We start from the raw sequence: 26,218 nt of genomic DNA on the forward strand, positions 1-26,218 counted from the left end.
CAGGAAGCCTGGTTCCGCGGCAGTGCCGGCTACGACAATATCCGGGCGACAGGCCTTGACGACACGATTGTCGGCAATGGCGGTGACGATTATCTGCAGGGTTACGGGGGCAGTGACACGTACCGATATGCATCGGGTGACGGCGCCGACGAGATCGTCGACAATGGCAACGCCAGCGACGTTGACCTACTGAAGCTGACGAACCTCAACGCGGCTGACGTGGCGCTGCGCCGCGACGGAGATTCCCTGCTCATCAAGGACAATACGACCGGCCAGGAAATTCGGGTCACTTCCCAATTTGCCTCCGACGAGTCGGTGGGTATCGAGCAGATTGCCTTCACCGACGGCACCACCTGGGATCGCGATCGGATTCGGCAGGAAGCCTGGTTCCGCGGCAGTGCCGGCTACGACAATATCCGGGCGACAGGCCTTGACGACACGATTGTCGGCAACGGCGGTGACGATTATCTGCAGGGTTACGGGGGCACCGACACCTATCTCTATGCATCGGGTGACGGCGCCGATCAGATCGTCGACCAGGGCAATTCCAGCGATATCGATGTACTGAAGCTGACGAACCTCAACGCGGCCGACGTGGCGCTGCGCCGCGACGGAGATTCCCTGTTCGTGAAGGACAATACGACCGGCCAGGAGATCTGGGTCGCTTCCCAGTTCGCCTCCGACGGGACCTTCGGCGTCGAACAGATTGCCTTCGCCGACGGCACCACCTGGGATCGCGCTCAGATGTGGCAGGAGGCTTGGATTCAAGGCAGCGCCGGCTACGACAATATCCGGGGGACGGGCTTGGACGACACGATTGTCGGCAACGGCGGTGACGATTATCTGCAGGGTTACGGGGGCAGCGACACCTATCGCTATGCATCGGGTGACGGCGCCGATCAGATCGTCGACCAAGGCAACGCCAGCGACATCGACGTACTGAAGCTGACAAACCTCAATGCGACCGACGTGGCGTTGCGCCGTGAGGGCGAGTCCCTGTTCGTGAAGGACAATGCGACCGGTCAGGAGATCTGGGTCGCTTCCCAGTTTGCTTCCGACGGGACCTTCGGTATCGAGCAGATTGCCTTCGCCGACGGCACCGTCTGGGATGGATCCGATATAGCGGTACGGGTCTCGTCTCCGGGAACATTTTCCCAAGAGCAGTATGAGGCGCTAATTAGTGCCGATCGCCTGATCCAAGCCAGTTCGGCCTTTGGCACGCAGGCGAGCAGTGAGATTACTCTCTCGAGCGACGCGAACAGAGCATCTGAACTTCATCAATGGGCGTTTGTTTCGCACGGATAAATAAGCGGAGAAGGTAAGTTTGCCTCCGTCAGCGACGGAGGCAAAAGATTAGAAATTATGTCGGGCAAGGCAGATCGTCTATTGAACCTCTGTCTGGCAGCTGTCTTTATGTTATCCATCTATCACTGCTAAACACCCATTGCCTCTCGTCATTTAACGACGCGAGGCTAAGATCGAGGCGTGGTGGATGGACTTCAACGAGAGCCGCCCTCACACGCTCCGGGGCAGATGCCAGCCGAATTTTACTTCATCGGCCGGGGTTAACCTAGGCCGATAAAGCGCCAGATTTCCTTCTAGCCGGGCACAATCGGGACCAGGATCGCCCTTTGGCTCCCCGGTATACTACAACCAGATCGACACCGGAGAACGAGGCGCGCAGCGTGCTCCGACGCAAACTTCTTATTAACCATGCACGACTACGTAGATTTAAGTCGGTGCGATTTAGAAAACTAGTCGCCGCTCGGGGCAAATGGATTCGGAGACATCCAATGACTGCCATTCGTAAGTTTCTGCGCAACAAGCGCGGCGCGACCGCCATCGAATATGGCCTGATTGCCGCCCTCATCGCCGTCGCCGCCATTGCCGCGATGCAGGGTCTGGGCAACTCGCTCAACAAGACTTTCAACAATGTCGCGGGCACGCTGAACAGCAAGACCGGCTCGTAGCCGGGGACGGACCATCCCTAAGAGTTGAACCCAAGGTACCCCTTGGTGCTTCAGGCGGGCGGAGTCGGCTTGACTCCGCCCGTCACCCGTTTCAGCCGTTTTCTCTCAGTAAGCCACTGAGATATGACCGTTTTTGGCTATAAGTCCGATACGGAGTGAACTGTACTCCATTTCTGGACTATGTAGTCAGCTGCCATCCAGTCTCTGTTGGGCAGGGGCGAACGTCACCTACATGCCGATATTTAGTCCCCTACCGCGCCCGAGCCCCAGCATATCGGTGAGGCTCTGGCCGAGGCTCTTCTCGCGCATCGGCGGCAGTCCGAGTTGCTGCTTGCGATTGCGCAGGATCGATTCGAGCTGCGGATCGCGTTCCAGGCTCTTGACCATGCCCGCCATAATATCGGCAACGCGTCCAGCACGAGTGTCCTCATGATCGCACAGCAGCAACCGGCGCTGGCGATCTAGCGCCTGCCAGCGCTGGATGAACACATCGGCGCGCAGCTGCGGGTCGACATGCATCTGCGTTTCCAGCTGCATGGCGCGGATCGCCGCCTGGGTACGGCCTTCGGCTGCTTCGCGGATCAGCCCAAGATCAGCTGCAAAGGCGGATTCAAGATCTCGCGCTCCATGAGGCTGCATTGCGTTCAGCGCAGCGCGGCTGCTCGCTACCTCAGCACGTTGCTCCGGTGTGTAGAGCTCACTGACCGAGCGATAGAACCGCACTTCCTTGACGATCTTTGCATGACGGATCACCGCCGCCGGGAGATCGGGCACCTGGCGTGACGTGCGCACGAAGGCGGTGTCGGCAATCGATCTATCCCGGCCTGGCGGCGCCTCCGGCATGATGATCGCCCGCCGATCGGCAAAATCGCGGGCATAATCGGACGCCATGTCCTTTACTCGTTCGCGCGAGAGCGTGCGCGTCAATCTATCCCGATCGGCAAAATCTTCACGAGCATAGTGGAGCTGGACACTTGCCCGATGGCGCGACAGCGCCACGTAAGTCGCGTGCCGGTCGAGCCCTGGCGTCGCCAGCACATGCGCCCGATCCACCGACACGCCCTGTGCCTTGTGAATGGTCGCGGCATAGCCGTGATCGAGGTCGGCATAATCCTTGGCGTCAAATGCGACTTGCCGTCCACCGTCGAGCATCACCGTCATACATGCCGATGTGACGGTCTCGGCCTTGCCCAATGATCCGTTCTTGACGCCCAATCCGCGTTCGTTGCGCAAGAACATGATCCGATCGCCGGCAGCGAACATGCGGTTGCCGCGAGTGGTCGCAATGTTCACATCCTCGCCAAGCTCGCCGCCTTCGCGCACGCGCTCGCGTGCCAGCTCATTGAGCTGCTTCACCTCGTCACGGGTGTGGGCGAGGATGATCCGGCTGGCCTGCGGATCGGCCAGGCGCCCCTCATCCCAGCGATCGATCAGCTCGTCACGGGCGATATCGCGCAGCAGCGAGGCATGGACCATGCCGTGCTCGCAATAGGCGGCAAGCGCTTCACCGATCCTACCGGTGGCAAGTTGGCGTGTGGCATCACGCTGCCAGCCTTCCCGCTGACGGCGGATATCGGTGATCTCCACGCAGCTGTGCCGTTCGGCAATCGAGCGGAATGCGGCGCCGGCCTCGATTGCCTGGAGTTGCTCGGGATCGCCGACCAACACTACCTTGGCGCCGCGCTTCTCCGCTTCGGCAATCATCCGCTCCATCTGACGCGTGCCGATCATCCCAGCTTCGTCGATCACCAGCACATCATTGGCGGAGAGCAGTTCGCGTCCCTGCGCCCATTGATGCTCCAGGCTGGCGATGGTGCGCGAGGCAATGCCTGAGCCTACCTCAAGGTTCTCGGCGGCGATGCCCGAGAGCGCTGCGCCCTGGACATGATAGCCGCCGCGCTCCCATGCATCGCGGGCAACCTTCAGCATAGCTGATTTGCCGGTGCCGGCGTAGCCGGCGACTAGCGCCAGATCACCAGCCTGGGTTACACGCTCGAACGCCGCCTGCTGCTCGCCCGTGAGCACCAGACGGCCTCTCTCGGCGGCGGCAACAGCAGCCCTCGTTGCTGCCGCCGAGAGACCATGGCTGCTCCGTCCTGCCAATATATTGCTTGCCTGCTCCAGCCGCTGCTCGGTTACTAGCATATCGCGAGAGGTGAACCGCTCGCTGCCGCGGCCGTCACGCCCCAGCCTCACCAGCTCGGGTGATGCCTTCACCGCCGCCATCACCCGATCGAACTGGTCCTTGCCGTCGCTATGCCGGTGCACGAACATGGCGAGATCGCGATTGGTGAACGTTGCCTGCCCATGCGTGATCGCATCCAGTGCCAGTGCAGGATTGGCGAGCAGCTTCTCGCCGTTGGCGCGGGCGATCGCACGATGCTCGTCGACGCGCTCTAGCTCCAGGCCCTGCGACGCCACGCGCGCGGTAGCAGGGCCGATCTTGTGCTGCGGCTCGAGATCGATGCCCTGCGCTTCCAGCGAACGGTGATCGACCCGAACGTCAATATCGAGTTCGGCGAGGCGCCGGTTGACGTGCTCGGCCCAGGCCTCGCGCCAGTGCTCCAGCAGCTCGGTATGGTTCCAGTCGCGCACCTTGGCGCCGAACCCGTCCTCGCCGACTTCGCGCATCGTCAGCATGACATGCACGTGCGGCTTGCGCTGCCCATCGGCGCCGATATCCCAATGCACATTGAGATCGGCGATCATGCCGCGGCGGACGAACTCGCGTTCGACAAACTCATGCGCGAGCCGGATACCCTCAGCCTGGTCCAGCTCGCGCGGGAGCGCGAACTCGATCTCACGCGCCAACTGCGCGTCCTTGCGCAGTTCGGCCGCCTCGATCGCATTCCAGAGCTTTTCGCGGTCGGCGAGATGCTCGGGCGCACCGTCCGGCAGCATCACCTCGGAGTGGATGACACCGGCCTTGTTGGAGAAGTCGTGATGGCGATCGAGGCGCTGGTCGTAGAGCCGGGACGCCGAGCGGTACGCAGCCGCCGCTACGGCGCTGCGTCCGGCAGCACGGCTGATGACCTTCGCGGAGAAATGGTAGATCGCCATAGCGATCACGCCATCTACACTGCAAAGCGCACGTCGGCACGACGTATAAGCGCGCCCTCACACGAAAAATTCCTGTGATGGACCGAGTAGTATCAGCCGGTCTCGGCGGCACTACAGAATTACGGTCGCCGTTCTATTATCATGCCCGCATTCCCAGCAATGGAGACTGTGATGCGCAAGCCACGCGACTTCGATTCGGAACTTAAGGCGCTCGCCGACAAAGCGAAGCAACTCAAGGAACGCCGCGTGCGCCAACTCGGCGAATTGGTCGCGGCAACCGGCGCCGACGCGCTCGATGCCGATCTGCTCGCCGGCGCGCTGCTCGATGCGACCGGCACGAAGGACGCAGGCGTGAAGGAGGGCTGGCGCAAACGCGGTACGGCCTTCTTTCAGAGCAAAGAGCGCAAACCTGCACAAGGAACTGAACGCCAGCCGGGCAGCGCTCCGTCGCGCGACGACGGCACGGCATCGGGTTGAGGCACGAAAGGCGCGAACCGACATGCGCGAGTGGGTCGTGAAGCGCCGCGAGCGCACGCGGCATCTGATTGAGCTGGGCGGGCTCGTTGTGAAAGCAGGACTCGTCGAATTGGCCGACGATGATCGCGCGGTTCTATACGGCGCGTTTCTCGATGCGGCGACCAAGCTGCGCGACGACGAGCGCGAGCAAACGCTTACCCTCTGGCGCAGGCGTGGCAAGCGAGCATTCGAAACCAAGCATCTTGCTCCATCGGAGATCACATAGCGCGCCAGCGCCTGATCCTCGGAAAGCCCTTCTTGCGATACGGAAAACGCCCCTATACTTGTTCGGCCGGAGGGGGATAAGATGCAACCGACCTTTCGGCCCGCGGCCGTTCTCGATCTCCTGCTCAATCGCGACAACCCGCGGCATGTGAGCAAGGAAAACCAGGAGCAGGTTATCGAATATCTGCTCGCCGATGAAGAGGTATATAACCTCGCGCGGCACATGAGCCAGAATGGCATCAACCCTCTGGAGGTTGTGGCCGTCTTCCCCGACGAAGATGGCAATCTCATCGTTGCCGAAGGCAATCGCCGCATTTGCGCGGCTCAACTGCTCACTGATCCCCAAGCGCAGCTTGGGGTTGCGGCGCACCGCGGCGGGACCAGGATGGACGACGCTCGCCCAAACCTGCTGCGTTGACTGCGAATCACCCCACAAGAGTCACCTCTGAATTTTGGGACGAGATGGCCACACCTGCGGCCTCAGGCAGCCAATCGCTCTCTCCCGAGACCGCATGAGAAAAATTGTTCTCGTACCTTTTGGACGCCTACGGCCGACAGGGGACGACATAGGCCGCCACAGCATACCGGCACTGTTTTCGGCACTCTTGCGCAGCGCATCGTGACCGCCATTCTGCGCTCAGGGGAGCACATCAACCACCAGACGATCGAAGAGTGTCCCCATGTCCAACCCTGAAAGGATCATCCGCCTCAAGACCGTGCTCGACCGTACCGGGCTTTCACGAGCCACCCTCTACCGCAAGATCGGCGAGGGCACCTTCCCGCGCCAGGTGCGGATCAGCATTCACGGCGCCGGCTGGTATGAGTCCGCCGTCAACCGCTGGATTGCCGATCCCCGCTCATACCGGGAGAATAACGACAGCACCTCGTCTCACGGGAAGATCGGCCGTGAACAAGGATGATGACGCTCCTCGGTCCGATCGCCTGACCGCTGCCAACGATAACGGGCCTTCCGACAATCCCGCCTATGTGGACGCGGCGCTAATTCGTATTGCCGAGGCGATCGGCCGCCATATCGCGCGCAAGCACATTCGGGCGCGAAGAGCGGCAAACGACAATGGGTCAGACGGAAATTCGTCGCCGGCTGATTCTTGACTTCTGGAATAAAATTGACCATAATAACCATTGAAACTGGAGATATGGTTATGACGGTCGAAGCGCAGTCGGATAGCTGGACCGTGGCGCAGGCCAAGGCTCGGCTTAGCGAGGTGATCGAGAAGGCGCGGCGCGAGCCCCAGGCGATTACACGTCACGGCAAGAGCGCCGTCGTCGTGGTCGATGCGGAGCTATGGGAGCACGTCAAGCGCCGTGAGCAGCGCGGCAGCTTCGCCGATTTCCTGCTGACCTCGCCGCTGCGCGGCTCGGGTCTGGAGGTCGAGCGCCTCAAGGGCGGCATTCGCGAGATCGAACTGTGAGCTTCCTCCTCGATACCAATGTTATCTCCGAAGGCGCCAAGCCTCGGCCCGATCCAGGCGTGATGGACTGGCTGGCATCGATGGATGAAGAGCAACTGTTCCTCAGCGTCATATCGCTGGCTGAACTGCGCCACGGGATCGATCGCTTGGAAAACGGTCGCCGCAAAGCAGCACTCGATGTGTGGCTGACAGAACAACTGACCCCTCGCTTTGAGGATCGCTTGTTGCTGGTCGATCCGGGCACGGCCGACCAATGGGGCCGGATCGTCGCCCGGACACAAGCCGCTGGCCGGTCAGTCGGCGCGATGGATGCTTTTCTCGCCGCGCACGCGCAACAGCACCAGCTTACGCTGGTGACGCGTAACGTCTCCGACTTCGATGCGACCGGTGTTCACCTCTTCAATCCCTGGACCGAAGGGAAGGAACCATGATCCGCGTTGCACTCTATGCTCGCTACTCTTCCGACAATCAGAGCGTCGCGTCGATCGAGGATCAGCTCCGCGTCTGCCGCGAGCGCGCCGAACGAGAAGGCTGGCATGTCGTCCGCACCTATGAGGATGCCGCCATTTCTGGCTCTAGTATGATCATGCGTCCCGACGTGCAGGCCATGGTGCAGGACGCCAGGGCGGGTGAGTTCGACTTGGTGCTGGCTGAAGCATTGGATCGCGTGTCGCGCGATCAAGCTGATACGGCGACACTCTACAAGCATTTACAGTTCGCGCGCGTGCCGCTGGTGACGCTCGCCGAGGGGGAGATCACTGAGCTGCACGTCGGCCTCAAGGGCACGATGAACGCGCTGTTCCTGAAAGACCTTGCGAAGAAGACCCATCGCGGCCTGCGCGGAAGGGTCGAGAAGGGTTTCTCGGCTGGCGCGGTTGGCTACGGCTACCGCATGGCCCGGCGCCTCACCAGCGAAGGCGAGCTGGTGCGCGGCGAGCGGGAGATCGATCAAGCAGAGGCGCTGATCGTCAATCGCATCTTCCGTGAGTTCGCTGCCGGCAAGAGTCCGCGCGCAATCGCACGTGACCTCAACGCCGATGGGATTGCCGGTCCTTCTGGGAAGGCGTGGCGCGACACTACCATTCGCGGCGACGCGCGTCGCGGCATCGGCATCCTCAACAATGAACTTTATATCGGCGTGCGTGTCTGGAACCACAAGCACTCGGTCAAGGACCCACGCACCGGCCGAACGGTGAGCCGCGCCAATCCCGAGTCCGAATGGGTTCGGGCCGAGGTGCCGCATCTACGCATCGTCAGCGACAATCTGTGGCAGGCGGTGAAGCAGCGGCAGGACGAGCTTGCCGAGCAATATAAGCCGACTATCGATGGCGTTCATGCCGCTCAGGCGAGCCGAATGCACCTGGCTCGCCGCCCGGTCCATCTGCTGTCCGGCCTCGTCGAATGCGGCGTATGCGGCGGCAAGGTCGGGGTGGTCGTCCATGATCGCTATGGCTGCCTCAACCATCATCGCCGCCATATCTGCGACAACAGCAAGACCATCCGCCGCGAGATACTGGAGCATCGGGCGTTGGCCGGCCTTAGCGAACGCCTCGTGTCGCCAGAAAAGGTGCAGGCAGCCGTTGCCGCCTATGCAGAATATATCAATCGCGAGAACGAGCAGCGAGCGCAACTAGAAGCCGATCGCCTTGCCCTGGAGAAGATCGGACGTGCCATTGCGGGGATTATGACAGCGATCGAGGACGGGTTGTATCAGCCGACGATGAAAGCCCGCATGGCGGAGCTGGAGCGGCAGAAAGCCGAAATCGTCGTCCGTATGGCGCGGGCGCCGTAGGCGATCCCTGATGTGCATTCCGGCATTGCCGAAATTTACCGACGCGAGATGGAGCGGCTCACCGAAGCACTCGAAGACCCGGAAACCCGGCTCGACGCATCGGAAGCCATCCGCTCACTCATCGATCGGATCGTCCTGCATCCTGGCAACAAACGCGGCGAAATCCATGCCACGCTCCACGGTGCCCTCATGGGCATCCTTGACTTCGTTCAGGACACCTCTCGACCCGCCGTTGTTACGACAAAGGTGGTCTCGGGTTCGCGGGAATGACGATGCGATCTGAGGGACCCCAATCCGGGTTGACGCGGGCGCCGCCACGCGCTCCGGTCATCGACATGCGCGGACGTGGCGAAATTGGTAGACGCACGGGACTTAAAATCCCTTTCCGGTCACGGAGTGCGGGTTCGAGTCCCGCCGTCCGCACCATTGCCGGTGCGCTGGCGCTGGCGCTGACGCTCACCGGCTGCGGGTCGCGGCGCAGCGACGACCAGCCGGTCGAGGTGAGCGTGATCGGCGGTCCCGCCGCGCTCGGCAATCCGAACCGTGAGCTGCTCAGCCCCGCCAGCCGGATGCTGCTCGATTCGACTGCGCAGGGCTTGGTCCGCTTCGATGCCACGGGCGGGATCGAGCCGGGGCTCGCCGAGCGCTGGATCGTGATCGACGACGGCAAGAGCGTGATCTTCCGCCTGCGCGACGCCGAGTGGCCGAACGGGGAGACGGTCACCGCCGACGACGTCGTGACAATCCTCCGCCGCACGATCGCGCGCGGCAGCCGCAATCCCCTCCTCCCCTATCTCACCGCGATCGACGAGATCGTCGCGATGACGCCGCAGGTGATCGAGGTGCGGCTGTCACGGCCTAGGCCCGACATCCTCAAGCTGTTCGCACAGCCGGAGCTCGCGATCCTCGCGCGGCGCCGCGGCGGCAGCGGTCCGTTCCGCATCGAGCGCAACCAGGGGCCCGGCATCCTGCTCCGTCCCGCCTTCGATCCTGTGCGCAGCCCCGATGAGGAGCCAGAAGAGCCCAAGCCGGAAGAGCTCGTGCGGCTGCGCGGCGAGCGCGCGGCGCTGGCAATCGCCCGCTTCGCGGCCAGGCGGCTCGACCTGGTCGAGGGCGGCACCATCGCCGACTGGCCGATCCTGGCTCAGGCGCCGGTCGAGCCGATCAATCTGCGCATCGATTCGCCAAGCGGCCTGTTCGGGCTGGCGGTGGCGAACCGCACCGGCTTCCTCGCCGACCCCTTGGGCCGCGGCGCGGTGGCGATGGCGATCGACCGGGCGGCGGTGACCGCGGCGTTCCGGGAGAATTGGCCGGCGGCCGAGGCGGTGCTGCCCGCGCAACTCGATTCGGCCACGCCGCCGACGGTGCCTGGCTGGGCGACCGTGGCGCCCCAGGACCGCCTGACCACCGCTCGGGTGCGGGTGGCGCTCCATCAGCAAGCGCACGGTCCTATCATGCTCCGCATCGCCGTGCCGCAAGGCCCCGGCGGCACGCTGCTCTACCGGGCGCTGGCGTTGTCGCTGAGGCGCATCGGCATCGACGCCGTGCGAGTCGGGATGCGCGATCCGGCGGATCTGCGCCTCGTCGATGCGGTTGCACCCTATGACAGCGCGCGCTGGTATCTGCGCACCGCCTGCCAGCCCTGCGCCGAGGATACGGCGACGCTGATCGAGGCCGCGCGCGACGCCCCCACGCTGCGCGCGCGCGCCGACCGGCTCGCGGAGGCCGACGCGGCGCTCGCGGCCGACGTCGCCTTCATCCCGCTCGCCCAGCCGCTGCGCTGGTCGCTGGTGGCGGAGCGGCTGCGCGCCTGGACGCCCAACGCACGCGCCTTCCATCCATTGAACCATCTGCGCGGCGTTCCCAACTGAAGGTGATGGCCAAGCCGACTCGCATGACACCGACCTTCCCGCTCGGCACCGATCCCGCCTCGGTGCGCCAGCGCGTGGAGGCGCTCGAGAAGCTGCTCGAACGCAGCATCCGGATTCCGGGCCTCAAGGCGACGTTCGGGCTCGACGTGATCCTGGACCTGCTGCCGTTCGGCGGCACAACCATCGCGGCGGCGATGGGTGCCTATATGGTGTGGGAAGCGCGCAACCTCGGCATGTCCAAGGGGCAGATCGCGCGCATGGCGGGGAACATCGGCTTCGACTGGGCGCTCGGAATGATCCCCTGGGTCGGCGCGATCCCCGACTTCTTCTTCCGCTCGAACACGCGCAACCTCAGGATCATCCGCAAGCACCTCGACCGGCATTATCCGTCAAGCGTCGTGATCGACGGGTAGAGCGGACGGCAATCCCCGCCGTCATCCCGGACTCGTTCCGAGGGTGACGATCGCTGGTCAGGCTCCGCCACCCCGCCAGATCCTGAGCCGCGCCGACGGCTTGAGACCACCTTGATGCGCCGGACAGGCGGTGAAGGCGAAGCGCTTGTCGAGGCACAGCCACACTTCCTCGAGCCAGCCCTGCCGGTTTGCGGTGATCCGCATCATGTTCGCGCGCAACCCGCGATTGGCACGGGCGAAGGTCGTCGCGAACTGGCCTGCGGTGAGGTTTCGTCGCCGCGACAGCGCGCTCATGTCGGGATAGCGCAGCCGCCCGTAGAGGCCGGTCGAGCGCGCGAAATATTGCGCCGGCGGCAACCCCATGCAGGTGCCGTGCTTGGCATATTCATGCTGGAGAAGCTGGACGGACGGCGTCGCGCACAGGCTCCGGCGCAGCACATCCTCGCCAAGCAGCGGCGCCGGTCGGCAATATTGCGGCCATTTGGCGCCGGTGCCGTCCGGCCACAGCCCGTGCAACGTGAAGCCGAAGCGATTGCCGCTCGCGCATTGGAAGCGCGCCGCCGCCTCGCGCGCATTGTCGTGACAATATTGCGCCGCCCAGGTGATCGCGAGCGTATAGCCACCGATCGGCACCACACGCCTCGGCTCGCGCGCATCCGGCCCATCGGCGCGCGGGCGGGGCAGATCGCCGGGGATGGCGCAGCGATAGGCCTGCGCCGCAGCGGCGACCGGCGTCAGCAGCGCGATCGCTGCGAGCGTCAGGCGGATCACGCGTCGGCCTCGGGTTCGCGCTCTTCCGCCTCGGAATCGCTATCGCCGAACCAGGTGCGGGTGTCCGGCCGGAACAGCATCGCGACCGCGGCCGCCTGCAGCACCAACGCGATCAGCGCCAGCGCGCCGGAAAAGCCGGTCGGGAACCGCCCGCCCATGAAGGTGAACAGGAGCGCGACCAACCCGATCGCGAACAGCACCACCAGAATCCATTTGGCGATCGTACTCCCGCGCCGCGCGATGAAGAACCACAGCAGCGCCGGAATCGCCAGGCCCACCGCGGTGGTGGCGTAAAGGAATCCCGGCCCCATCGCGGCCACCGCAGGACTGCGCATCGCGACGCTCAGCGAACGATCCCAGGACATTACGGTGTTGACGAGGCCGACGAGCCAATAGGCGATATAGAATTGCTCGAAGCGCACGATCGAAAGCGGTCGCGACATCTCTCTTCCCCCTCTGCTGTGCCGACGATAGCGCCCCTTACGCGGCGGGCAAGCGCGGCGCGAAGTCGAGGCCGATGTCGGCAGCGGGCGCCGACTGGGTGAGGCGGCCGACGCTGACGTAGGTGACGCCGGTCTCGGCGATCGTACGGATCGTTTCCAGCCTTACGCCGCCGGACGCCTCCGTCGGCACCCGCCCCCTCACCAGCGTCACCGCGCCGCGCAGGGTCGGCGGGTCCATGTTGTCGAGCAGGAGGTGCGTCGCACCGGCGCCGAGCGCAGGCTCGATCTGGTCGATGCGGTCGACCTCGACGATGATCTCGCCGATGCCGGCGGCGACGGCGCGGCGCACCGCCTCCTCTACCGATCCCGCGACGGCGACGTGATTGTCCTTGATCATCGCCGCGTCCCACAATCCCATGCGATGGTTCTGCGCGCCGCCCATGCGGGTCGCATATTTCTCGAGGAGGCGGAGGCCCGGGATGGTCTTGCGCGTGTCGAGCAGCACCGCGCCGGTGCCGGCGATGCGATCGACATAGCTGCGGGTGAGCGTGGCGATACCCGACAGATGCTGGACGGTGTTGAGCGCTGATCGCTCGGCGGTGAGCAGCGCGCGCGCCTTGCCGGAAAGGCGCATGAGGTCGGTGCCGGCGGCAACCCTGTCGCCATCGGCGACGAGCGGTTGCACGGTGACGTCGGGGTCCAGCGCGCGGAAGAAGGCGGCGGCGATCTCCAGCCCGGCGACGACGATCGCATCGCGGCTGTCCATCACGCCGTCGAACAGCGCCCCCTCCGGGATCACCGCGGCGGAGGTGATGTCGCCCCGCTCGCCGAGGTCCTCGGCCAGCGTCGCGCGCACGAAGGCGTCGACATCGAAGTCCGCCAGCCCCGTCATTGCCTGCCCTCCCCGCCCGTTGCTGGTCAGCCGGCGCGCTTGTGGCATAAACGCGTCGTCAGAACAGCAGGAATCCGATCGCATGACCAAGCATCACGACGACGATCTCGACGAGCTGGAGACGCTGCAGCTCGGGCTGGTGAGGATGCAGCAGGCGGCGGCCGAGAGCGGCGACCGCGTGGTGATCGTGATGGAAGGGCGCGACACCGCGGGCAAGGACGGCTCGATCAAGCGGATCATCGAGCATCTCTCGATCCGCAACACGCGCGTGGTGGCGCTGCCCAAGCCGAGCGACCGCGAGCGCAGCCAATGGTATTTCCAGCGTTACGCGGCGCAGCTCCCCGCCGCGGGCGAGCTCGTGATCTTCAACCGCAGCTGGTACAACCGCGCCGGGGTCGAGGTGGTCAATGGCTTCTCGACCCCCGAGGAACAGGCGCAGTTCCTGCGCGACGCCCCCGATTTCGAGCGGATGCTGGTCGAGAGCGGGATCCGGCTGATCAAGTTCTGGCTCGACATCGGCAAGGACGAGCAGGCCCGGCGCCTCAAGGAGCGGCGCAGCGATCCGCTGAAGGCGCTCAAGGTCTCGTCGCTCGATGCGGTCGCGCAGAAGAAATGGGCCGAATATTCGGCGGCGCGCGACGCGATGCTGCTGCACACCCACACGCCGGTCGCGCCTTGGACCTGCGTGCTCGCCGACGACAAGAAGGCGGCGCGCAAGGCGATCATCCGCCATATCCTGCGCACCGCCGCGCCGGCGAAGGTCGCGAAAAAGGTGGCGGCGCCCGACCCGAAGCTGCTGTTCGCGTTCGAACCGGCGGCGATCGAGGACGGGCGGCTGGCGCGATAACTGCTATCATCACCGAAACATCGCCAAGCACCGACAGTTTCCCTGCCTGCGCCTGTCGCAGAATCGGGCAGAATTTCTACTCCGTTGCAGGCTCAGCCCCCGAAATGGATCGATCCGGGAAACCAACGATTCATGACAATCGCAGCAATGACTTGATTCCGTCATAAGATGTTTTCGGCAATCGATTGCCAGCGAGCAGCAGGTGTATTACGATCCACTTTCTCCGAGCGTGAGAGGAGGTCGTAATGGCGGAAGAATGGATTGCAGACGTCAGACGATATGTTGCCGATCTTGACGAGGCGGCCGCCGCCGGAATCATCCGATACTGCGGCATCGCCCTACGCAATCGTGATTCGTCGCTGGTATCGTTCGGCGACGCGGTCGAGACGGCGCGGGTACGCGAGAATTTCCTCAGGAAGAAGCTCGCGCTGACCGATCCGGACGACGTGCTCGACAATGCGATCGCCGCCGTCGGCGACCGGATGAAAGAGGATCGGACCAAGAACCGCGTCACCGTCTATTATCTGCTCGCCGAGCACTTCGGTAAGCTCGGCCTGTTCGGCGGCGGTGCGACGAACAGTATCGGAAGCGGCGCGGGCACTGCAGCCGCTGGTGCGGCGGGCCTGGCGACGCCGCCGGCGGCAAGCAACGATACGGCCGGCGCGAGCGACATCGGCCGCGACGCAACCGGTGCGGCCGCTGCGGGCGCCGCCGGACTCGCGGCACTTGGCGGCGGCGTCGCCTCGGCGGCGACCGGTGGCGGCGCTTCGGGCGGAGGCAGTGGGGCCTCCATCGGCGGAGGATCGGGCAGCGGTGGCGGCAGCCAGCCGGCCAGCGATCCGTCCGACGGCGGCGGCAGCGGCTCCTGGCTCGGCAAATGGTGGCCCTGGCTGTTGCTGGCGCTGGCCCTGATCCTGCTCGTCCTGCTGCTCCGGTCCTGCCAGAACAACGAATCCGGCCTTGTGGCCTCGAATGCATCGCTCGAGAACGTGACTGGCAACGACGCCGGGATCGTCTCCGACGCCGACCTCGCCAATGTCACCGACGAGAGCCTGGGCAACGCCACCGGCGAAGACCTTGGCAATGTCAGCGGCAACGCGGCCGGCGCGGCTGCAGCGGCGGCGGTACCTGCGGGCGCCGCGGTCGTGACGGAGACGCGCAACGACCTGCCCGCGCTGACCGTCTATTTCGACACGGGCAAGTCGAACGTCGCGAGCGGCTTCGCGGAGAAGGCGGCGGACGTGAAGGCTTATGTCACCGCGCATCCGGGCACCAAGCTGGCGGTATCCGGCTTCAACGATGCCACCGGCAACGCCGCGCTGAACGCCGAGCTTTCCAAGACCCGCGCGCAAGCAGTCGCGGCCGCGCTCAAGGCGGCAGGCATTCCCGACGAGGCGGTCGTGCTCGAGAAGCCGGCCGAGACGACCGCCGCCGCCGGCAGCAGCGCCGCTGCCCGCCGGGTCGAGGTGACGGTCAAGCAATAAGTGTGAACGACGGCTGCGAGGACCCATGTCCTCGCAGCCGCCCTTTCGACCGTACCGGCCTCAGTCGCCGGTCACCGGGACCGGCCCGAGATCGCCCATCCCCACCGTGCCGCTCGCCAGCGCGAGCATACGGTCGAGGCTTGTCTTGGCGCGGATGCGCAGGCCTTCCTCGATCTCGATGCGCGGCTCGAGGTCGCGCAGCGCCACGTAGAGCTTCTCCATCGTGTTGAGCGCCATGTACGGGCAGATGTTGCAGTTGCAGTTGCCGTCCGCACCGGGCGCGCCGATGAAGCTCTTCTCCGGCACCGCCTTTTCCATCTGGTGGATGATGTGCGGCTCGGTGGCGACGATCAGCATGTCGCCGGGAAAGGTCTTGGCGAAATTGAGGATGCCGCTGGTCGAGCCGACGTAATCGGCATGGTCGAGCACGTGCGGCGGGCATTCCGGATGCGCCGCCACCGGGGCGCCCGGGTACTGCGCCTTGAGCTTCAGCAGCTCGGTCTCGCTGAACGCCTCGTGCACGATGCACACGCCGGGCCACAGCAGCATGTCGCGCCCGCTCTTGCGGTTCATGTAGCCGCCGAGGTGCTTGTCGGGCCCGAAGATGATCTTCTGATCCGCAGGGAGCTGCGCGAGGATCTTCTCGGCCGAAGACGAGGTGACGATGATGTCGCTGAGCGCCTTCACCTCGATCGAGCTGTTGATGTAGGTGAGCGCGATATGGTCCGGGTGCTGGGCGCGGAACGCCGCGAACTGCTCGGGCGGGCAGCTGTCCTCCAGACTGCAGCCGGCGTCCATGTCGGGCAGCACCACGATCTTGTCCGGCGACAGGATCTTGGCGACTTCGGCCATGAAGCGCACGCCGCAGAAGGCGATGACGTCGGCATCGGTCTCCGCCGCCTTCTTCGACAGATCGAGGCTGTCGCCGACGAAGTCCGCCAGGTCCTGAAGCTCCGGCTTCTGATAGTAATGCGCGAGGATGACGGCGTTGCGCTCCTTGCGCAGACGATCGATCTCGGCGCGCAGGTCGACCCCCGTCAGCGTGCCGCCGATGCCGTTCCTTGCGTCCATCATCCGTTCCCGTGCCGTTCGGCCGTCACATGGCCCGGCGGAGCGCTTCGTTCAAGGGAGCGGCGGCATCGTCGGGTAGGCGAAAGGCGCGATCGCCCCCGCCCACGGGATCATGAACGGCAGCGCAGCAGCCCCAACGCCGGCTCCATCAGCACCGACATGCCGCAAGAGTGGCGCCGCCGGTGCCACACGGAGGGGACAAGCTTCAGTTGAGCCGGCCGATGCCCGCGATCGTCTTGTCGACCAGCGTCTTGTCGGCCTCGGCGCCATGCTTGTCGGCGATCAGCGCGCGTGCGGCCTGCGCGGCGGCATCGGCCGCCTTGGCGCGGACCTCGGCCAGTGCCGCGCGCTCGGCGGCGGCGATCTTGTCCTCGGCCATCTTGGCGCGGCGCTTGACGAGCTCCGCCGCGTCCGCCTCGGCCTTGGCGACCAGCGCCTTGGCCTCGTCCTCGGCATGGGCGACGATCGCCCTGGTCTGGTTCTCGACGTCGGCGATCTTGCGCGCATATTCGTCGCGCAGCGCCTCGGCCTCGGCGCGGAGCTGCTTGGCCTCTTCGAGCCGCTGGCGGATCGCCGCGATCTGCTTGTCGAGCCCGGCGGCCAGCAGCGCCGGCACCTTCTTCCACAGCAGGATCGCGAGGAAGGCGAGCATCGCGATCGATACCCACACCGTCGCGTCGAGCACGCCGAACAGCGCCGGCTCGGCGTGATGCGCGGGAGCGCCGCCATGCGCCTCGGTCGTGGCGGGGCCGGCGTCGTGGCCTTCCGCGGGCGTGCTGTGCGAATTAGCCATGGAGCGCCGCCTTCACTGCCTTCTTGGCGTCGGTCTTGGTCACCTTCGCGCCGGACAGCCGCTGGACGATGTCCTGCGCGGCCTCGGCGGCGACCTCCTCGATTTCCTTCATCGCCTCGGCGCTGACTGCCGCGATGCGCGCCTCCGCCTCGGCGATCCGGGCGTTGGATGCCTCGCCCGCCTTGGCAAGCGTCGCCTCGGTCGAGGCCGACGCCTTGGCGCGCGCCTCTGCGAGGGTGCGCTGGGCACGCTCGCGCGCGGCATTCTCCTCGGCGCGCCAGCGTTCCTCCTGGGCGTCGGCTTCGGCGCGGGCCGCCTCCGCTGCCTTGAGGTCGGCCGCGACCGACGCGTCGCGCGCGTCGATCGTCGCCTGCACCTTGGGCACCATGCCGCGGCCGACGACCACGAACACGATGCCGAAGGTGACGATCAGCCAGAAGAGCTGCGAGGCCCAGGTGGCCCCCAATTGCGCGATCTGAGGCATTTCGGTCTCCAGACGGGCGCGCGACGAACGCGCCCGCCCGAACTCCCAATCGTTACGCGACGAAGATCAGGATCATCGCCACGACGAACGCGAGCAGACCCAGCAGCTCGGCCGCGGCGAAGCCGATGAACAGGCGGCCCTGCTGGCCGTCGGCGGCACCCGGGTTGCGCAGCGCGCCCTCGAGGAACGAGCCGAACACGTTGCCCACACCGATCGCGGCCATGCCCGCACCGATGGCGGCGAGACCGGCACCGACGAGCTTTGCTGCTTCTGCGTCCATTTGAAAAACTCCTGCGTGAAACTTTTTGGGTTGGATACGAACGGAAAACTCAGTGCAGATGCTCGGCGTCGTTGATGTACAGCGACGTGAGCAGCGCGAACACATAGGCCTGGATGCCGGCGACCAGCAGCTCCAGCGCCGAGATGCCGACCATCAGCGCGAAGCTGGGCAGTCCGACGAGCACGCCGTAGCCGATGCCGGCATTGGCCGAGTTGATCACGAAGCCCGCCAGCACCTTCAGCAGGACATGCCCCGCGGTCATCGCCACGAACAGTCGCAGGCCCAAGCTGAACGGGCGCACCATGAACGACACGAACTCGATCGGCGCGATGATCGGGATCATCACCAGCGGCGTGCCGTGCGGCACGAACAGGCTGAAGAAATGCAGGCCGTGCTTCCAGAAGCCGACCACCAGCACGATCGAGAAGGACAGGATCGCGAGGATGCCGGTGATGGTGAAATGGCTGGTGAACGTGAAGGGGTGGATGCCGAACACGCCGAGCGGCAGCAGGCCGAGGATGTTGGCGAACAGGATGAACATGAACAGCGAGAAGACGTAGGGCAGGTACTTCCGCCCCGCCTTGCCGATGTTCTGCGCCAGCATCGAATCGATGAAGCCGACGAAATTCTCGACCAGCATCTGGCTGCGCCCCGGCACCAGCTGGCGCCGCATCCCCATCAGCATGAACGCCCACAGCGCCACCACCGCCACGCACATCCATGCGGCCGAATTGGTGAAGGCGATCTGGTGTCCGCCGATGGTGAAGCCGTCCCAGATCGTCTGCACCTCGAACTGGTGCATCGGATCGATCCTGCCAGAACCTGCCGCCACGCCTTTTGAGCCCCAATCGTTACGACAAGCGCTCGAAAATCACTTCGAGCGCCTGGATGAAATCCGAATGATGTTCCTGAACGCCGCCGCGATCCCGAGGAACAGGAGGCCGAGCAGGAACCATGGGGAGGTGCCGAGCAACCGATCGAGCACCCAGCCGATCAGCGCCCCTCCGACCATTCCGCCGATCAGCTCGGCGAGCACGCGATTGCCGAGGCGATAGCCGTCCTCGCCCGTCTCGCGTCCTTCGCCGGACCTGATCGCCTCCTCGGATTTCGCCTTCGCCAACCGCTCATCGAGCGATGTCAGGCGCGCGTCCTCTGGGAGGGGGTCCAGTCCGGGCTCGTTCTCCGCCAATGCGTTACTCCGTTTCCAACGGGCAGCACAAAAGCCGAGCGGCGAGCCCGCCAAGGCAAGCGCGCTTTAGGAAGGGGGGCGGCCCGAGTCAACAATTGCAGACTCTGCAAGCTCCGACCGCTCGCGAACCGGGGATCGGCGAAGGTCAAATTACAAATTTGAAAATGGTAGGCGCTCGGCGGTCATAGCTATCCTCCCGCCGCCCACGGCATTCGGACTTCGGGTGCAAATCAATGGGCAGAGGGAGGTGACGCTATGTGAACAATGATACCGCCGTGGTCATCATCGGCGCCGGTGCGCTGATGGTGGCCTTTGCCACCTTGGTGTTGAAGATCATCGAGGTGGCCCGCTCCAAATAGCGGCGGGATGGGGTCGAGCTGGCACTCGGCCCCTGAACGTGAAGACCCCGGCCGCTGGCACGACCGGTCTGGAGGTGATCTATGTGAATATCTTCAACCGCCACAGCCAGTATAGCGTGGAACTGCCCGAAATTCAATTCCGCTCACACGCAGCGCGGGTCGCGCTCCGGCGGGCCGGCGTCGCGTTTCTTCCATGCGCCCGAGGGGGTCTGGTACATCTCCCCCGGCTTGGTCTGGGCGATCAGGTTGCAGCCCGAGACGAAGGCGAACTGCTCCACCGTCGCGCCGTTGGCTGCGCCCTTGGTATAGGCGGCCTTGCGCTGGATGTTGATGTTGTTGACCAGCGCGCGCAGCTCCGGCGTCGCCGCGCCGACCACGCCGATATAGCCGTCGGGCTGCTCGCCTACCTTGCCCGCCGCGCGGGCGGCGGCATAGGCCGGATCGCGCTGCGCCAGCGCCGTGCCCGACACGGCGCCGAGCGCCACTGCCGCCAGGATGATCGTTCGTTTCATCAGAAAATCCCCGGATTCTGCTGGATCAGCGACTTCGCCTCGCCGTCGAGGCGATAGACCACTTCCTGCGTGATCGAGATGTTGAGATTGATGACGATCGGCTTGTCCGGCGCGGTCACGTTCACGCAACCGCCCGTCATCATCACCGTCGCCGCAGCCGCGCCTGCCATCATCCGTCTCGTCATCGTTCCCATGCTCGCGCGGAAAGTCCGCGCACTCAATCTTATTTCGCTCATGGCGCTTTCCCGCTTTCGGAGGGCTGAATGGGTGGAGGCACTTGTTGCTGCCCCTGCCGCCGCCGCTGCTCCTCCAGCAGCGCGGGCAGGTTGCGCTGGATAAGCAGCGACGGATCGTAATAGGACCGCACCGAATCGACGAGCTGGCGGAAGGGCGCGCGCACCGTCACGTTGAACACCAAAGGCAGCCGCGCCAGCCGGCGGATCAGGAAGTTGCTCTTCGTCCCTTTGCCCTGGCCGAGGCCGGCGAAGCGGATCTCGGTGATCATCTCGCCCGCCAGCGGCCCGTTCATCGTCAGCTCGAGATTGCGGTAATCGAGCGACTTCAGCGCCTGGAAGGCGAGGTTGCCCCAGGTGCCGAGGTCCTTCTGGCTGACCTCCCCGACATAGGCGAGGTTCCCACCCGTGCGGGCTGCCAAATGACCGTTCTCGATCCGGCCGCCGCTTTCGTCGAACACCATCGGCAGGACGCCATCGAAGACACCGGTAGCGTTCAAATTCTTGAACTCGAACTGCTGGAGGAACTGCCCGGCATCGATGCCGGTCACGCGGAAGGTCATCCGCCGCACCTGCCTAGCGGAGAAGTCGAGCACGGTCGGCTCCAGCACCAGCTCGCCGCCCGCGAAGGGCCAGCGCCCGCCCTCGATCGCCACCTTCGCTGGGCCGAGGAGATGGTAGCGCACCGTGCCGTTCTCGACCGCCACGCCGGGGTTGACGGTGGCGATCGTCGCCACCTGACCCGGCGGCGTTACCATGCCGAGCAGGTCTCTGAACGCGACCTCTCCCTTGAGCCCCGTCACCGGCCCGAATGCGGCGGCGAGGTCGGTCCCGTCGGTCGCGAACCGTCCGCTGCTGGTCACGCCCTCGCCGCTCCAGGCGATGTCGCCACGCCCGGAGACGCGGCCGTTCACCGCGGCGATCACGCCGAAGGTGAGCGCCGTGAGGTCGTCGGGCTGCAGCCCCTTCTCCGCGAAGGCGATCCCCGGCACCACCAGTGCCGCCTGCCCCGTTCCGCCCGACAGATCGTGGCCGAGCGTCACGTCGGCGACCTTGCTGCCGTCCTTCGGCGTGTAGAGCGAGCCGGCGGCTTCGATCCGGCCGTCGACCAGCGTGAGCGCGACGTCGTCGCTCCGCAGCGGCTTGAACCGCGGCTGCGGCGCGGCGTCGGCGACCTGGAGTCCGCCGCCGAGCGTCAGCCGGCCGCCCGCCAGCCGCCATGTGCCCGCTCCGTCGGACAGCAGCAGCGGCACGTTCCCGATCTGCCCGCTCGCGCCCTCGAAGCGGCCGGCGACGTCGGTGCCCTCGAGACGGCCGGTGAGCCGCGCCGCATCGATCCGTGTCAGCCGCTCCGGCGTGCCGAGCCGCGCCGCGACATCGGCGAGCACGAAGTCGCGCTCTCCGAACGCCAGGTCTGCGCCGGCGGCAGCGAGGGTCAGCGGCGTACCTCCGATCCGGCCGGCGAGCCGCGGCGCGGCGATGCGCGTCGCCCCGCCGATCCGGCCGCCTGCGACGGTCAGCAGCGCCGGCCCGCGCGGGCATAATGTCAGCCGCGCCGGATCGAGCGCCAGCCCCGCCACCGCGAACCGCTCCCACGACAAGGGCACGCAGTGCGGGTTGAGCGCGAGCGCGCTCCCGCGCCAGCGTACCTCGATCGGCAGCCGCAGACCGTCGACGCGGCCATCGCCGAGCGGCCCGGACAGCGTCGCGACGGTCGCTACTTCGGTCACACCTGCGCTCCCTGCGCGAAAAGTGACCGGCGCCAGCGCCAGCCGGGCGCCGAGCGCCTCATAGGGCGCGGCGACCACCCGGCCGGCGAGGGCGCCGCCTTCCTGCCGGAGCGCGGCGTCGAGCGTGGGCAGGCCGCCGCCGCGCACCGCCAGGCTGCCGCCGAGCGAGATCGTGCCGAACCGCAACGCGTTGCCGCTCAACGTCGCCTGCGCACCGCTTGCGGAGGTGGCGCCGAGACGTTCGACCGCCACTTCGCGGCCCCGGACACGCACCTGCGCCACGACGTCGAAGTTCCGCCCCGCCGCGCCGAGTGCCGAGGCCAGCCGCGCCACGAGCGGGCCGATCGGCGTTCCCGCTCCGGCATCGCGATAGCCGGCGATCACCCCCAGTATTCGCCGGTCCGCGGCAGCGCCGGCGGCGCGGAGCGTCCCCGCGAACCGCAGCCCCGCCCCGCCCAGCTCGTAGCGCCCGCTCGCCCGCGCCTCCCGGCCGGCTATGCCGGGAACGGCGAAGCCGCCGCTGCCGATGTCGAGTGTCCCCGCGGTCCGCCGCGCGTCGCCCGCGAACCTGACCGTACCGCGCAGTTGCTCGACGCCCTGCCCCGGCGCGCCCACCGTCGCAGCGCCGATCGCCTTCGCCTCGCCCTGCCAGCGATCGAGCCGCTCGCCTAGCGTCACCGCCACGTCCGCGCCGGGCGCCATCACCTTCGGCATCCCGTTGCAAGCCAGCGCATCGGCGGCGACCGGTCCGGTCAGCGTCGGCTTGCCGCCACGGATGCGGACCGCCGCCGCCATATGCGGCCGCACCGCTCGGCATCCGCCGCCGCCGAGAGCATAAGCGAAAGCGGCGACGCGCCCGTCGAACCCGTCGTCGAGCCGCCCGCGCCCGGCGATCTTGAATCCGACCTGCCCGTAATCGGTGGTGAGCCGCACACGCAGATCGTCGATCCGCGCGCCGAGCCGCGGCAGCGCGAAGGGCTTGCCGGAGGGCGGCGGCAGCAGCCGGTCGATCGCGCCGAGCGACACGCTTCCGCCCAGCAGCCGCGCCTTGAGGAAGGCATGGCCGACCGCGATCCCCGTCACCTCGGGGCCGCCGAGACCGACGCGGGTAAAGACCTCGACCCAATCAGCGGTGAGATCGGGATCGCGCGGATCGCCGATCACGATATCGGTGAGCCGTTGCATACCGAATCCCACGTCGGCGACGCGGTAGCGGGCGGGGACGCCGCGCTTCGCCAGCTCGCGCGTCACCAGATCCTCGGCGATCCCGCGCCGCTGCCACCAGGCGAGCGCCGCCGCGACCGCGACCACCGCCAGCACCACGCCGAACCCGCGCAGCCGCCGGCGCCAGCGCAGCCGCCGCTTCGTCCCCGTCGCCGCCTCTTCGTCCTCGCTCACCCACGCTCCCGCGCCCGCATTGCGCGGGGCTCATGCTCCCCCTAACCTTGCCCGGCGATGGACGTTCCCGCAACCGAGCCGACCCCGATCCCGCCGAACGGCGACGCCACCGGCCATCGCGCGCGGCTGAGGCGCCGGCTGTTCGAGGGGGGCGGCGACGCGCTGCTCGATCACGAGCTGATCGAATATCTCCTCGCCCTCGCCATCCCGCGCCGCGACACCAAGCCGCTCGCCAAGGCGCTGCTGCGCGAGTTCGGCGGCATCGGCGGCCTGCTCGCCGCCGACGGCGAGGCGCTGGCGCGCGTGCCCGGCATGGGCGAGACCTCCGCCGCCGCGATCAAGATCGCCCATGCCGCAGCGCTCCGCCTGCTCCGTGCCGAGGTGATGGAGCGGCCGGTGCTGTCCAACTGGCAGGCGCTGCTCGACTATCTGCGCGCCGACATGGCCCACCACGGCGTCGAGCGGGTGCGCGTGCTGCATCTCGACAGCCGCAACCGGCTGCTGCGCGACGAGCTGATGAGCGAAGGCACGATCGACGAGGCCGCACTCTACGCCCGCGAGGTGATCCGCCGCGCGATCGACCTCAAGTCGACCGGCATCATCCTGGTGCACAACCACCCCTCCGGCGACGCCAGCCCCAGCCGCGCCGACATCGACGTGACCCGCGCCATCGCCGATGCCGGCAGGCGGCTCGGCATCGCGCTCCACGACCACATCATCATCGCCGCCGACGGGCATACGAGCCTTAGGGCGCAGGGGCTGATCTAGGACGTGCTGGCCTCGACCGTGCCTTCGATCGCGATCCGGATCGCCTGCTCGACCGGGGAATAGTCGCCATCCGGCCGATCGATGCGGACGGGCTCGCGCGGGAGCAACGGAGGCTGCGCGAGGAATCGTGGCTCCATCCCCCGGTGCCGCTGCGCCGCGTGCACGAGAAAGGGATGACAGAGATACACCGTACCCGCCTCGCCCACCGCAAGCACCTCCGGCCGATAGGCCGATCCCGCGAAGCCGTCGGCCGCCAGTTCCCGCAGGGTCAGCCCCGCTTCGCCGGCCGGCGCGAGCCGGCGCGCGATGTCGATGTGCGACCCCGCCCGGATGCGCGTCGGCGCGTCGTCGGGTCCGACGTCGGAGAACAGGAACAGCATCAGCAGTGCGCGACCCTTGCTGACGACGTTGGCGCGCCATTCCATGAAATCCGGATCGTCGTCGCCGAAGCTCACGTCGATGTGCCAGCCGTCATCGCCCGGATCGGCGGACGAGGGGAAACGAACCGGAAAGGTGCCGAGCGCGCCGGGCGGCAACCACCGTCCAGACCCGACGAGCTGGTCGATGGCGGCGTGAAGCAACGGCCCGTTCGCCGCTGCCCGGAAGGGCGGCTGGCCATAGTGTCCGAGCCGTACGACCGGGCGGTTCCAGCTCGAGGGGTCGTGCGGGTCGCAGCCGGTGTCGCGCCACAGGATCGCGCGCGCTTCCTCGGCCAGCGTCCTCGGAAAGGCTTCGTCGATACGGACGAAGCCGTCGTTGATGAATGACGTGATGGCGGCAGCGTCCAGCGTGCGCCCGGTTTCAGGTCCCATGATCTGCTCCAATCGAACGTGCAGGCGTTCACGGCAGCACGCGAAGCGCCGCCGTCCCAAGCTTTTCGTCATCCGCTCAGGTGAGCGGGAACGCTGCCGCGCGATTGAAAGCGATGAACGTCATGGTGCCGCCAGCATAGGAACGGCTTCCGTCGATGCAAGCGGTTGAAGCCTCCGCTGCCTAATATCCCGCCGCCGCGAGCTGGCCCCTGAGGTTCTGCAGCACCGGCTCCGGCACCGGCGGCAGGTCGCGGGCCGGCTTGCCGTGGCGCAGGCGTTCGCGATCCTTCTCCGAGGGTTCGACCCGCCGCACCCGCACCGCTGCATGGCCTTGCGCCCTGATGCCGAGCTGCTCGGCCGCACCGCGCGACAGGTCGATGATGCGCGCCCCGCGCACGAACGGACCCCGGTCGTTGACCCTGACGATGATCCGCCGGCCGGTCGCCAGCGCCGTCACCTCGACATAGGTCGGCAACGGCAAGGTGGTGTGCGCCGCGGTGATCCAGCCGGGACGGAAGCGCTCGCCGCGCGCGGTGCGGTTGCCGGATTCGCTCCCGTACCAGCTCGCATAGCCCAGCATGTCGTAGGTCGGATCGGCGGCCGGCACATAGGTCGTGCCGCGGATCGTATAAGGCCGTCCGATCACCACCGGCGCGTCGCTCACCGGCCGGAAATCGCCGCCCGCACATGCGGACAGCCCCAGAATCGCCGCCGCCGCGCCGCCGATCCGCGCCCTTGCCAGTCCCCGCATGGCGAAACCCTAGACGCAGCCCGCGGCGGCATAAAGTCCTATCGCATCGCCCAGGCGACCGCACAAAAAACAACCGCCGGGTTCCCGAGGAGCCCGGCGGCCGCTCCAGGGAGGAGCTGGT

30 protein-coding genes and 1 tRNA gene are annotated in these 26,218 nt (G+C 66.4%); 16 read left to right on the forward strand and 15 right to left on the reverse strand.

The window, feature by feature from the left end; genetic code table 11:
* Together ACMGER_RS00250 and ACMGER_RS00255 are read left to right on the forward strand one after the other, a co-directional pair.
* Positions 1 to 1,305, forward strand: a 1,305-nt coding sequence (locus ACMGER_RS00250) for a calcium-binding protein (RefSeq protein WP_436810124.1), incomplete at its 5' end; no start/stop codon positions are given.
* A gap of 488 nt (positions 1,306 to 1,793) precedes the next feature.
* A complete protein-coding gene (locus ACMGER_RS00255) occupies positions 1,794 to 1,970 on the forward strand; it encodes a Flp family type IVb pilin (RefSeq protein WP_436810125.1) in 177 nt (58 codons plus the stop codon).
* A gap of 228 nt (positions 1,971 to 2,198) precedes the next feature.
* Here ACMGER_RS00255 and traA read toward each other — a convergent pair whose 3' ends face one another.
* The gene (gene traA, locus ACMGER_RS00260; RefSeq protein WP_436810126.1) at positions 2,199 to 5,030 is read right to left on the reverse strand and encodes a Ti-type conjugative transfer relaxase TraA; all 2,832 of its coding nucleotides are present in this window, start codon (positions 5,028 to 5,030) and stop codon (positions 2,199 to 2,201) included.
* Between the two features lie 171 nt (positions 5,031 to 5,201).
* Here traA and traD point away from each other — a divergent pair, with 171 nt between their 5' ends.
* The 11 genes from traD to ACMGER_RS00315 all read left to right on the forward strand — a co-directional run bounded on the left by traD (position 5,202) and on the right by ACMGER_RS00315 (position 11,280).
* Complete coding sequence (gene traD / locus ACMGER_RS00265) at positions 5,202 to 5,507, forward strand: conjugal transfer protein TraD (protein WP_436810127.1); 306 nt, start codon at positions 5,202 to 5,204, stop codon at positions 5,505 to 5,507.
* A gap of 22 nt (positions 5,508 to 5,529) precedes the next feature.
* Positions 5,530 to 5,772 (forward strand): conjugal transfer protein TraD, encoded by a 243-nt coding sequence (locus ACMGER_RS00270; protein ID WP_436810128.1) that lies wholly within the window; start codon positions 5,530 to 5,532, stop codon positions 5,770 to 5,772.
* A gap of 81 nt (positions 5,773 to 5,853) precedes the next feature.
* Positions 5,854 to 6,189, forward strand: coding sequence for a ParB N-terminal domain-containing protein (locus tag ACMGER_RS00275; protein WP_436810129.1), 336 nt, complete (start codon positions 5,854 to 5,856; stop codon positions 6,187 to 6,189).
* Positions 6,190 to 6,451: 262 nt separating this feature from the next.
* A complete protein-coding gene (locus ACMGER_RS00280; protein ID WP_436810130.1) occupies positions 6,452 to 6,691 on the forward strand; it encodes a helix-turn-helix transcriptional regulator in 240 nt (79 codons plus the stop codon).
* A 243-nt stretch (positions 6,692 to 6,934) separates the two neighbouring features.
* Positions 6,935 to 7,204, forward strand: coding sequence for a type II toxin-antitoxin system Phd/YefM family antitoxin (locus ACMGER_RS00285; RefSeq protein WP_436810131.1), 270 nt, complete (start codon positions 6,935 to 6,937; stop codon positions 7,202 to 7,204).
* On the forward strand, positions 7,201 to 7,635 hold the full coding sequence (locus ACMGER_RS00290) for a type II toxin-antitoxin system VapC family toxin (protein WP_436810132.1): 435 nt from the start codon (positions 7,201 to 7,203) through the stop codon (positions 7,633 to 7,635). Before ACMGER_RS00285 ends, ACMGER_RS00290 begins: the two co-directional genes overlap by 4 nt.
* Complete coding sequence (locus tag ACMGER_RS00295; RefSeq protein WP_436810133.1) at positions 7,632 to 8,996, forward strand: recombinase family protein; 1,365 nt, start codon at positions 7,632 to 7,634, stop codon at positions 8,994 to 8,996. The genes ACMGER_RS00290 and ACMGER_RS00295 overlap by 4 nt, the downstream gene beginning before the upstream one ends.
* A 12-nt stretch (positions 8,997 to 9,008) precedes the next feature.
* The gene (locus ACMGER_RS00300; RefSeq protein ID WP_436810134.1) at positions 9,009 to 9,266 is read left to right on the forward strand and encodes a hypothetical protein; all 258 of its coding nucleotides are present in this window, start codon (positions 9,009 to 9,011) and stop codon (positions 9,264 to 9,266) included.
* A 69-nt stretch (positions 9,267 to 9,335) separates the two neighbouring features.
* Positions 9,336 to 9,422, forward strand: a tRNA-Leu gene (locus tag ACMGER_RS00305).
* 80 nt (positions 9,423 to 9,502) lie between these two features.
* Positions 9,503 to 10,867, forward strand: a complete 1,365-nt coding sequence (locus tag ACMGER_RS00310; protein ID WP_436810135.1) for an ABC transporter substrate-binding protein — start codon at positions 9,503 to 9,505, stop codon at positions 10,865 to 10,867.
* A gap of 5 nt (positions 10,868 to 10,872) precedes the next feature.
* The gene (locus tag ACMGER_RS00315; protein WP_436810136.1) at positions 10,873 to 11,280 is read left to right on the forward strand and encodes a DUF4112 domain-containing protein; all 408 of its coding nucleotides are present in this window, start codon (positions 10,873 to 10,875) and stop codon (positions 11,278 to 11,280) included.
* A gap of 57 nt (positions 11,281 to 11,337) precedes the next feature.
* On the opposite strand, the gene ACMGER_RS00320 is transcribed toward ACMGER_RS00315, so the two are convergent.
* Genes ACMGER_RS00320 through nadC form a run of 3 tightly spaced genes read right to left on the reverse strand, consistent with a single transcriptional unit; the run spans position 11,338 to position 13,386 of the window.
* A complete protein-coding gene (locus ACMGER_RS00320; RefSeq protein ID WP_436811632.1) occupies positions 11,338 to 12,048 on the reverse strand; it encodes a ribonuclease T2 family protein in 711 nt (236 codons plus the stop codon).
* Entirely contained in the window at positions 12,048 to 12,494 is a 447-nt protein-coding gene (locus ACMGER_RS00325) for a hypothetical protein (RefSeq protein WP_436810137.1), read from the reverse strand. Before ACMGER_RS00325 ends, ACMGER_RS00320 begins: the two co-directional genes overlap by 1 nt.
* A gap of 37 nt (positions 12,495 to 12,531) precedes the next feature.
* Entirely contained in the window at positions 12,532 to 13,386 is an 855-nt protein-coding gene (gene nadC, locus ACMGER_RS00330) for a carboxylating nicotinate-nucleotide diphosphorylase (RefSeq protein WP_436810138.1), read from the reverse strand.
* Between the two features lie 82 nt (positions 13,387 to 13,468).
* Between nadC and ppk2 the strand changes: the two genes are divergently transcribed.
* Both ppk2 and ACMGER_RS00340 read left to right on the forward strand, forming a co-directional pair.
* The gene (gene ppk2, locus ACMGER_RS00335) at positions 13,469 to 14,233 is read left to right on the forward strand and encodes a polyphosphate kinase 2 (protein ID WP_436810139.1); all 765 of its coding nucleotides are present in this window, start codon (positions 13,469 to 13,471) and stop codon (positions 14,231 to 14,233) included.
* A gap of 245 nt (positions 14,234 to 14,478) precedes the next feature.
* On the forward strand, positions 14,479 to 15,717 hold the full coding sequence (locus tag ACMGER_RS00340; protein ID WP_436810140.1) for a DUF2853 family protein: 1,239 nt from the start codon (positions 14,479 to 14,481) through the stop codon (positions 15,715 to 15,717).
* Positions 15,718 to 15,777: 60 nt separating this feature from the next.
* Here ACMGER_RS00340 and nadA read toward each other — a convergent pair whose 3' ends face one another.
* The 9 genes from nadA to ACMGER_RS00385 form a co-directional block, all read right to left on the reverse strand.
* Positions 15,778 to 16,788 (reverse strand): quinolinate synthase NadA, encoded by a 1,011-nt coding sequence (gene nadA / locus ACMGER_RS00345; RefSeq protein WP_436810141.1) that lies wholly within the window; start codon positions 16,786 to 16,788, stop codon positions 15,778 to 15,780.
* A 205-nt stretch (positions 16,789 to 16,993) separates the two neighbouring features.
* On the reverse strand, positions 16,994 to 17,581 hold the full coding sequence (locus ACMGER_RS00350) for a F0F1 ATP synthase subunit B family protein (protein ID WP_436810142.1): 588 nt from the start codon (positions 17,579 to 17,581) through the stop codon (positions 16,994 to 16,996).
* Complete coding sequence (locus tag ACMGER_RS00355) at positions 17,574 to 18,065, reverse strand: F0F1 ATP synthase subunit B family protein (RefSeq protein WP_436810143.1); 492 nt, start codon at positions 18,063 to 18,065, stop codon at positions 17,574 to 17,576. Before ACMGER_RS00355 ends, ACMGER_RS00350 begins: the two co-directional genes overlap by 8 nt.
* Positions 18,066 to 18,117: 52 nt before the next feature.
* Positions 18,118 to 18,345: a F0F1 ATP synthase subunit C gene (locus ACMGER_RS00360; RefSeq protein WP_055984318.1), complete on the reverse strand. Its 228-nt coding sequence runs from the start codon at positions 18,343 to 18,345 to the stop codon at positions 18,118 to 18,120.
* 49 nt (positions 18,346 to 18,394) lie between these two features.
* Complete coding sequence (locus ACMGER_RS00365; RefSeq protein ID WP_496047865.1) at positions 18,395 to 19,177, reverse strand: F0F1 ATP synthase subunit A; 783 nt, start codon at positions 19,175 to 19,177, stop codon at positions 18,395 to 18,397.
* A gap of 39 nt (positions 19,178 to 19,216) precedes the next feature.
* A complete protein-coding gene (locus ACMGER_RS00370; protein ID WP_436810145.1) occupies positions 19,217 to 19,534 on the reverse strand; it encodes an AtpZ/AtpI family protein in 318 nt (105 codons plus the stop codon).
* Between the two features lie 502 nt (positions 19,535 to 20,036).
* Entirely contained in the window at positions 20,037 to 20,405 is a 369-nt protein-coding gene (locus tag ACMGER_RS00375) for a YdbL family probable chaperone protein (protein WP_233783568.1), read from the reverse strand.
* On the reverse strand, positions 20,405 to 20,590 hold the full coding sequence (locus tag ACMGER_RS00380; protein WP_436810146.1) for a YnbE family lipoprotein: 186 nt from the start codon (positions 20,588 to 20,590) through the stop codon (positions 20,405 to 20,407). The genes ACMGER_RS00375 and ACMGER_RS00380 overlap by 1 nt, the downstream gene beginning before the upstream one ends.
* 47 nt (positions 20,591 to 20,637) lie before the next feature.
* Positions 20,638 to 23,766 carry an intermembrane phospholipid transport YdbH family protein gene (locus ACMGER_RS00385; RefSeq protein ID WP_436810147.1) on the reverse strand — a complete coding sequence of 1,043 codons (3,129 nt, stop codon included), beginning with the start codon at positions 23,764 to 23,766 and terminating at the stop codon, positions 20,638 to 20,640.
* A gap of 57 nt (positions 23,767 to 23,823) precedes the next feature.
* Here ACMGER_RS00385 and radC point away from each other — a divergent pair, with 57 nt between their 5' ends.
* Positions 23,824 to 24,534 (forward strand): RadC family protein, encoded by a 711-nt coding sequence (gene radC / locus ACMGER_RS00390; protein ID WP_436810148.1) that lies wholly within the window; start codon positions 23,824 to 23,826, stop codon positions 24,532 to 24,534.
* Here radC and ACMGER_RS00395 read toward each other — a convergent pair.
* Positions 24,531 to 25,346, reverse strand: coding sequence for a phytanoyl-CoA dioxygenase family protein (locus ACMGER_RS00395; protein ID WP_436810149.1), 816 nt, complete (start codon positions 25,344 to 25,346; stop codon positions 24,531 to 24,533). The genes radC and ACMGER_RS00395 overlap by 4 nt on opposite strands.
* Before the next feature lie 181 nt (positions 25,347 to 25,527).
* Entirely contained in the window at positions 25,528 to 26,097 is a 570-nt protein-coding gene (locus tag ACMGER_RS00400) for a septal ring lytic transglycosylase RlpA family protein (RefSeq protein WP_436810150.1), read from the reverse strand.
* Between the last annotated feature and the right edge of the window lie 121 nt (positions 26,098 to 26,218).

The organism is Sphingomonas astragali, assembly GCF_051400615.1.
Taxonomy (GTDB): Bacteria; Pseudomonadota; Alphaproteobacteria; order Sphingomonadales; family Sphingomonadaceae; genus Sphingomonas.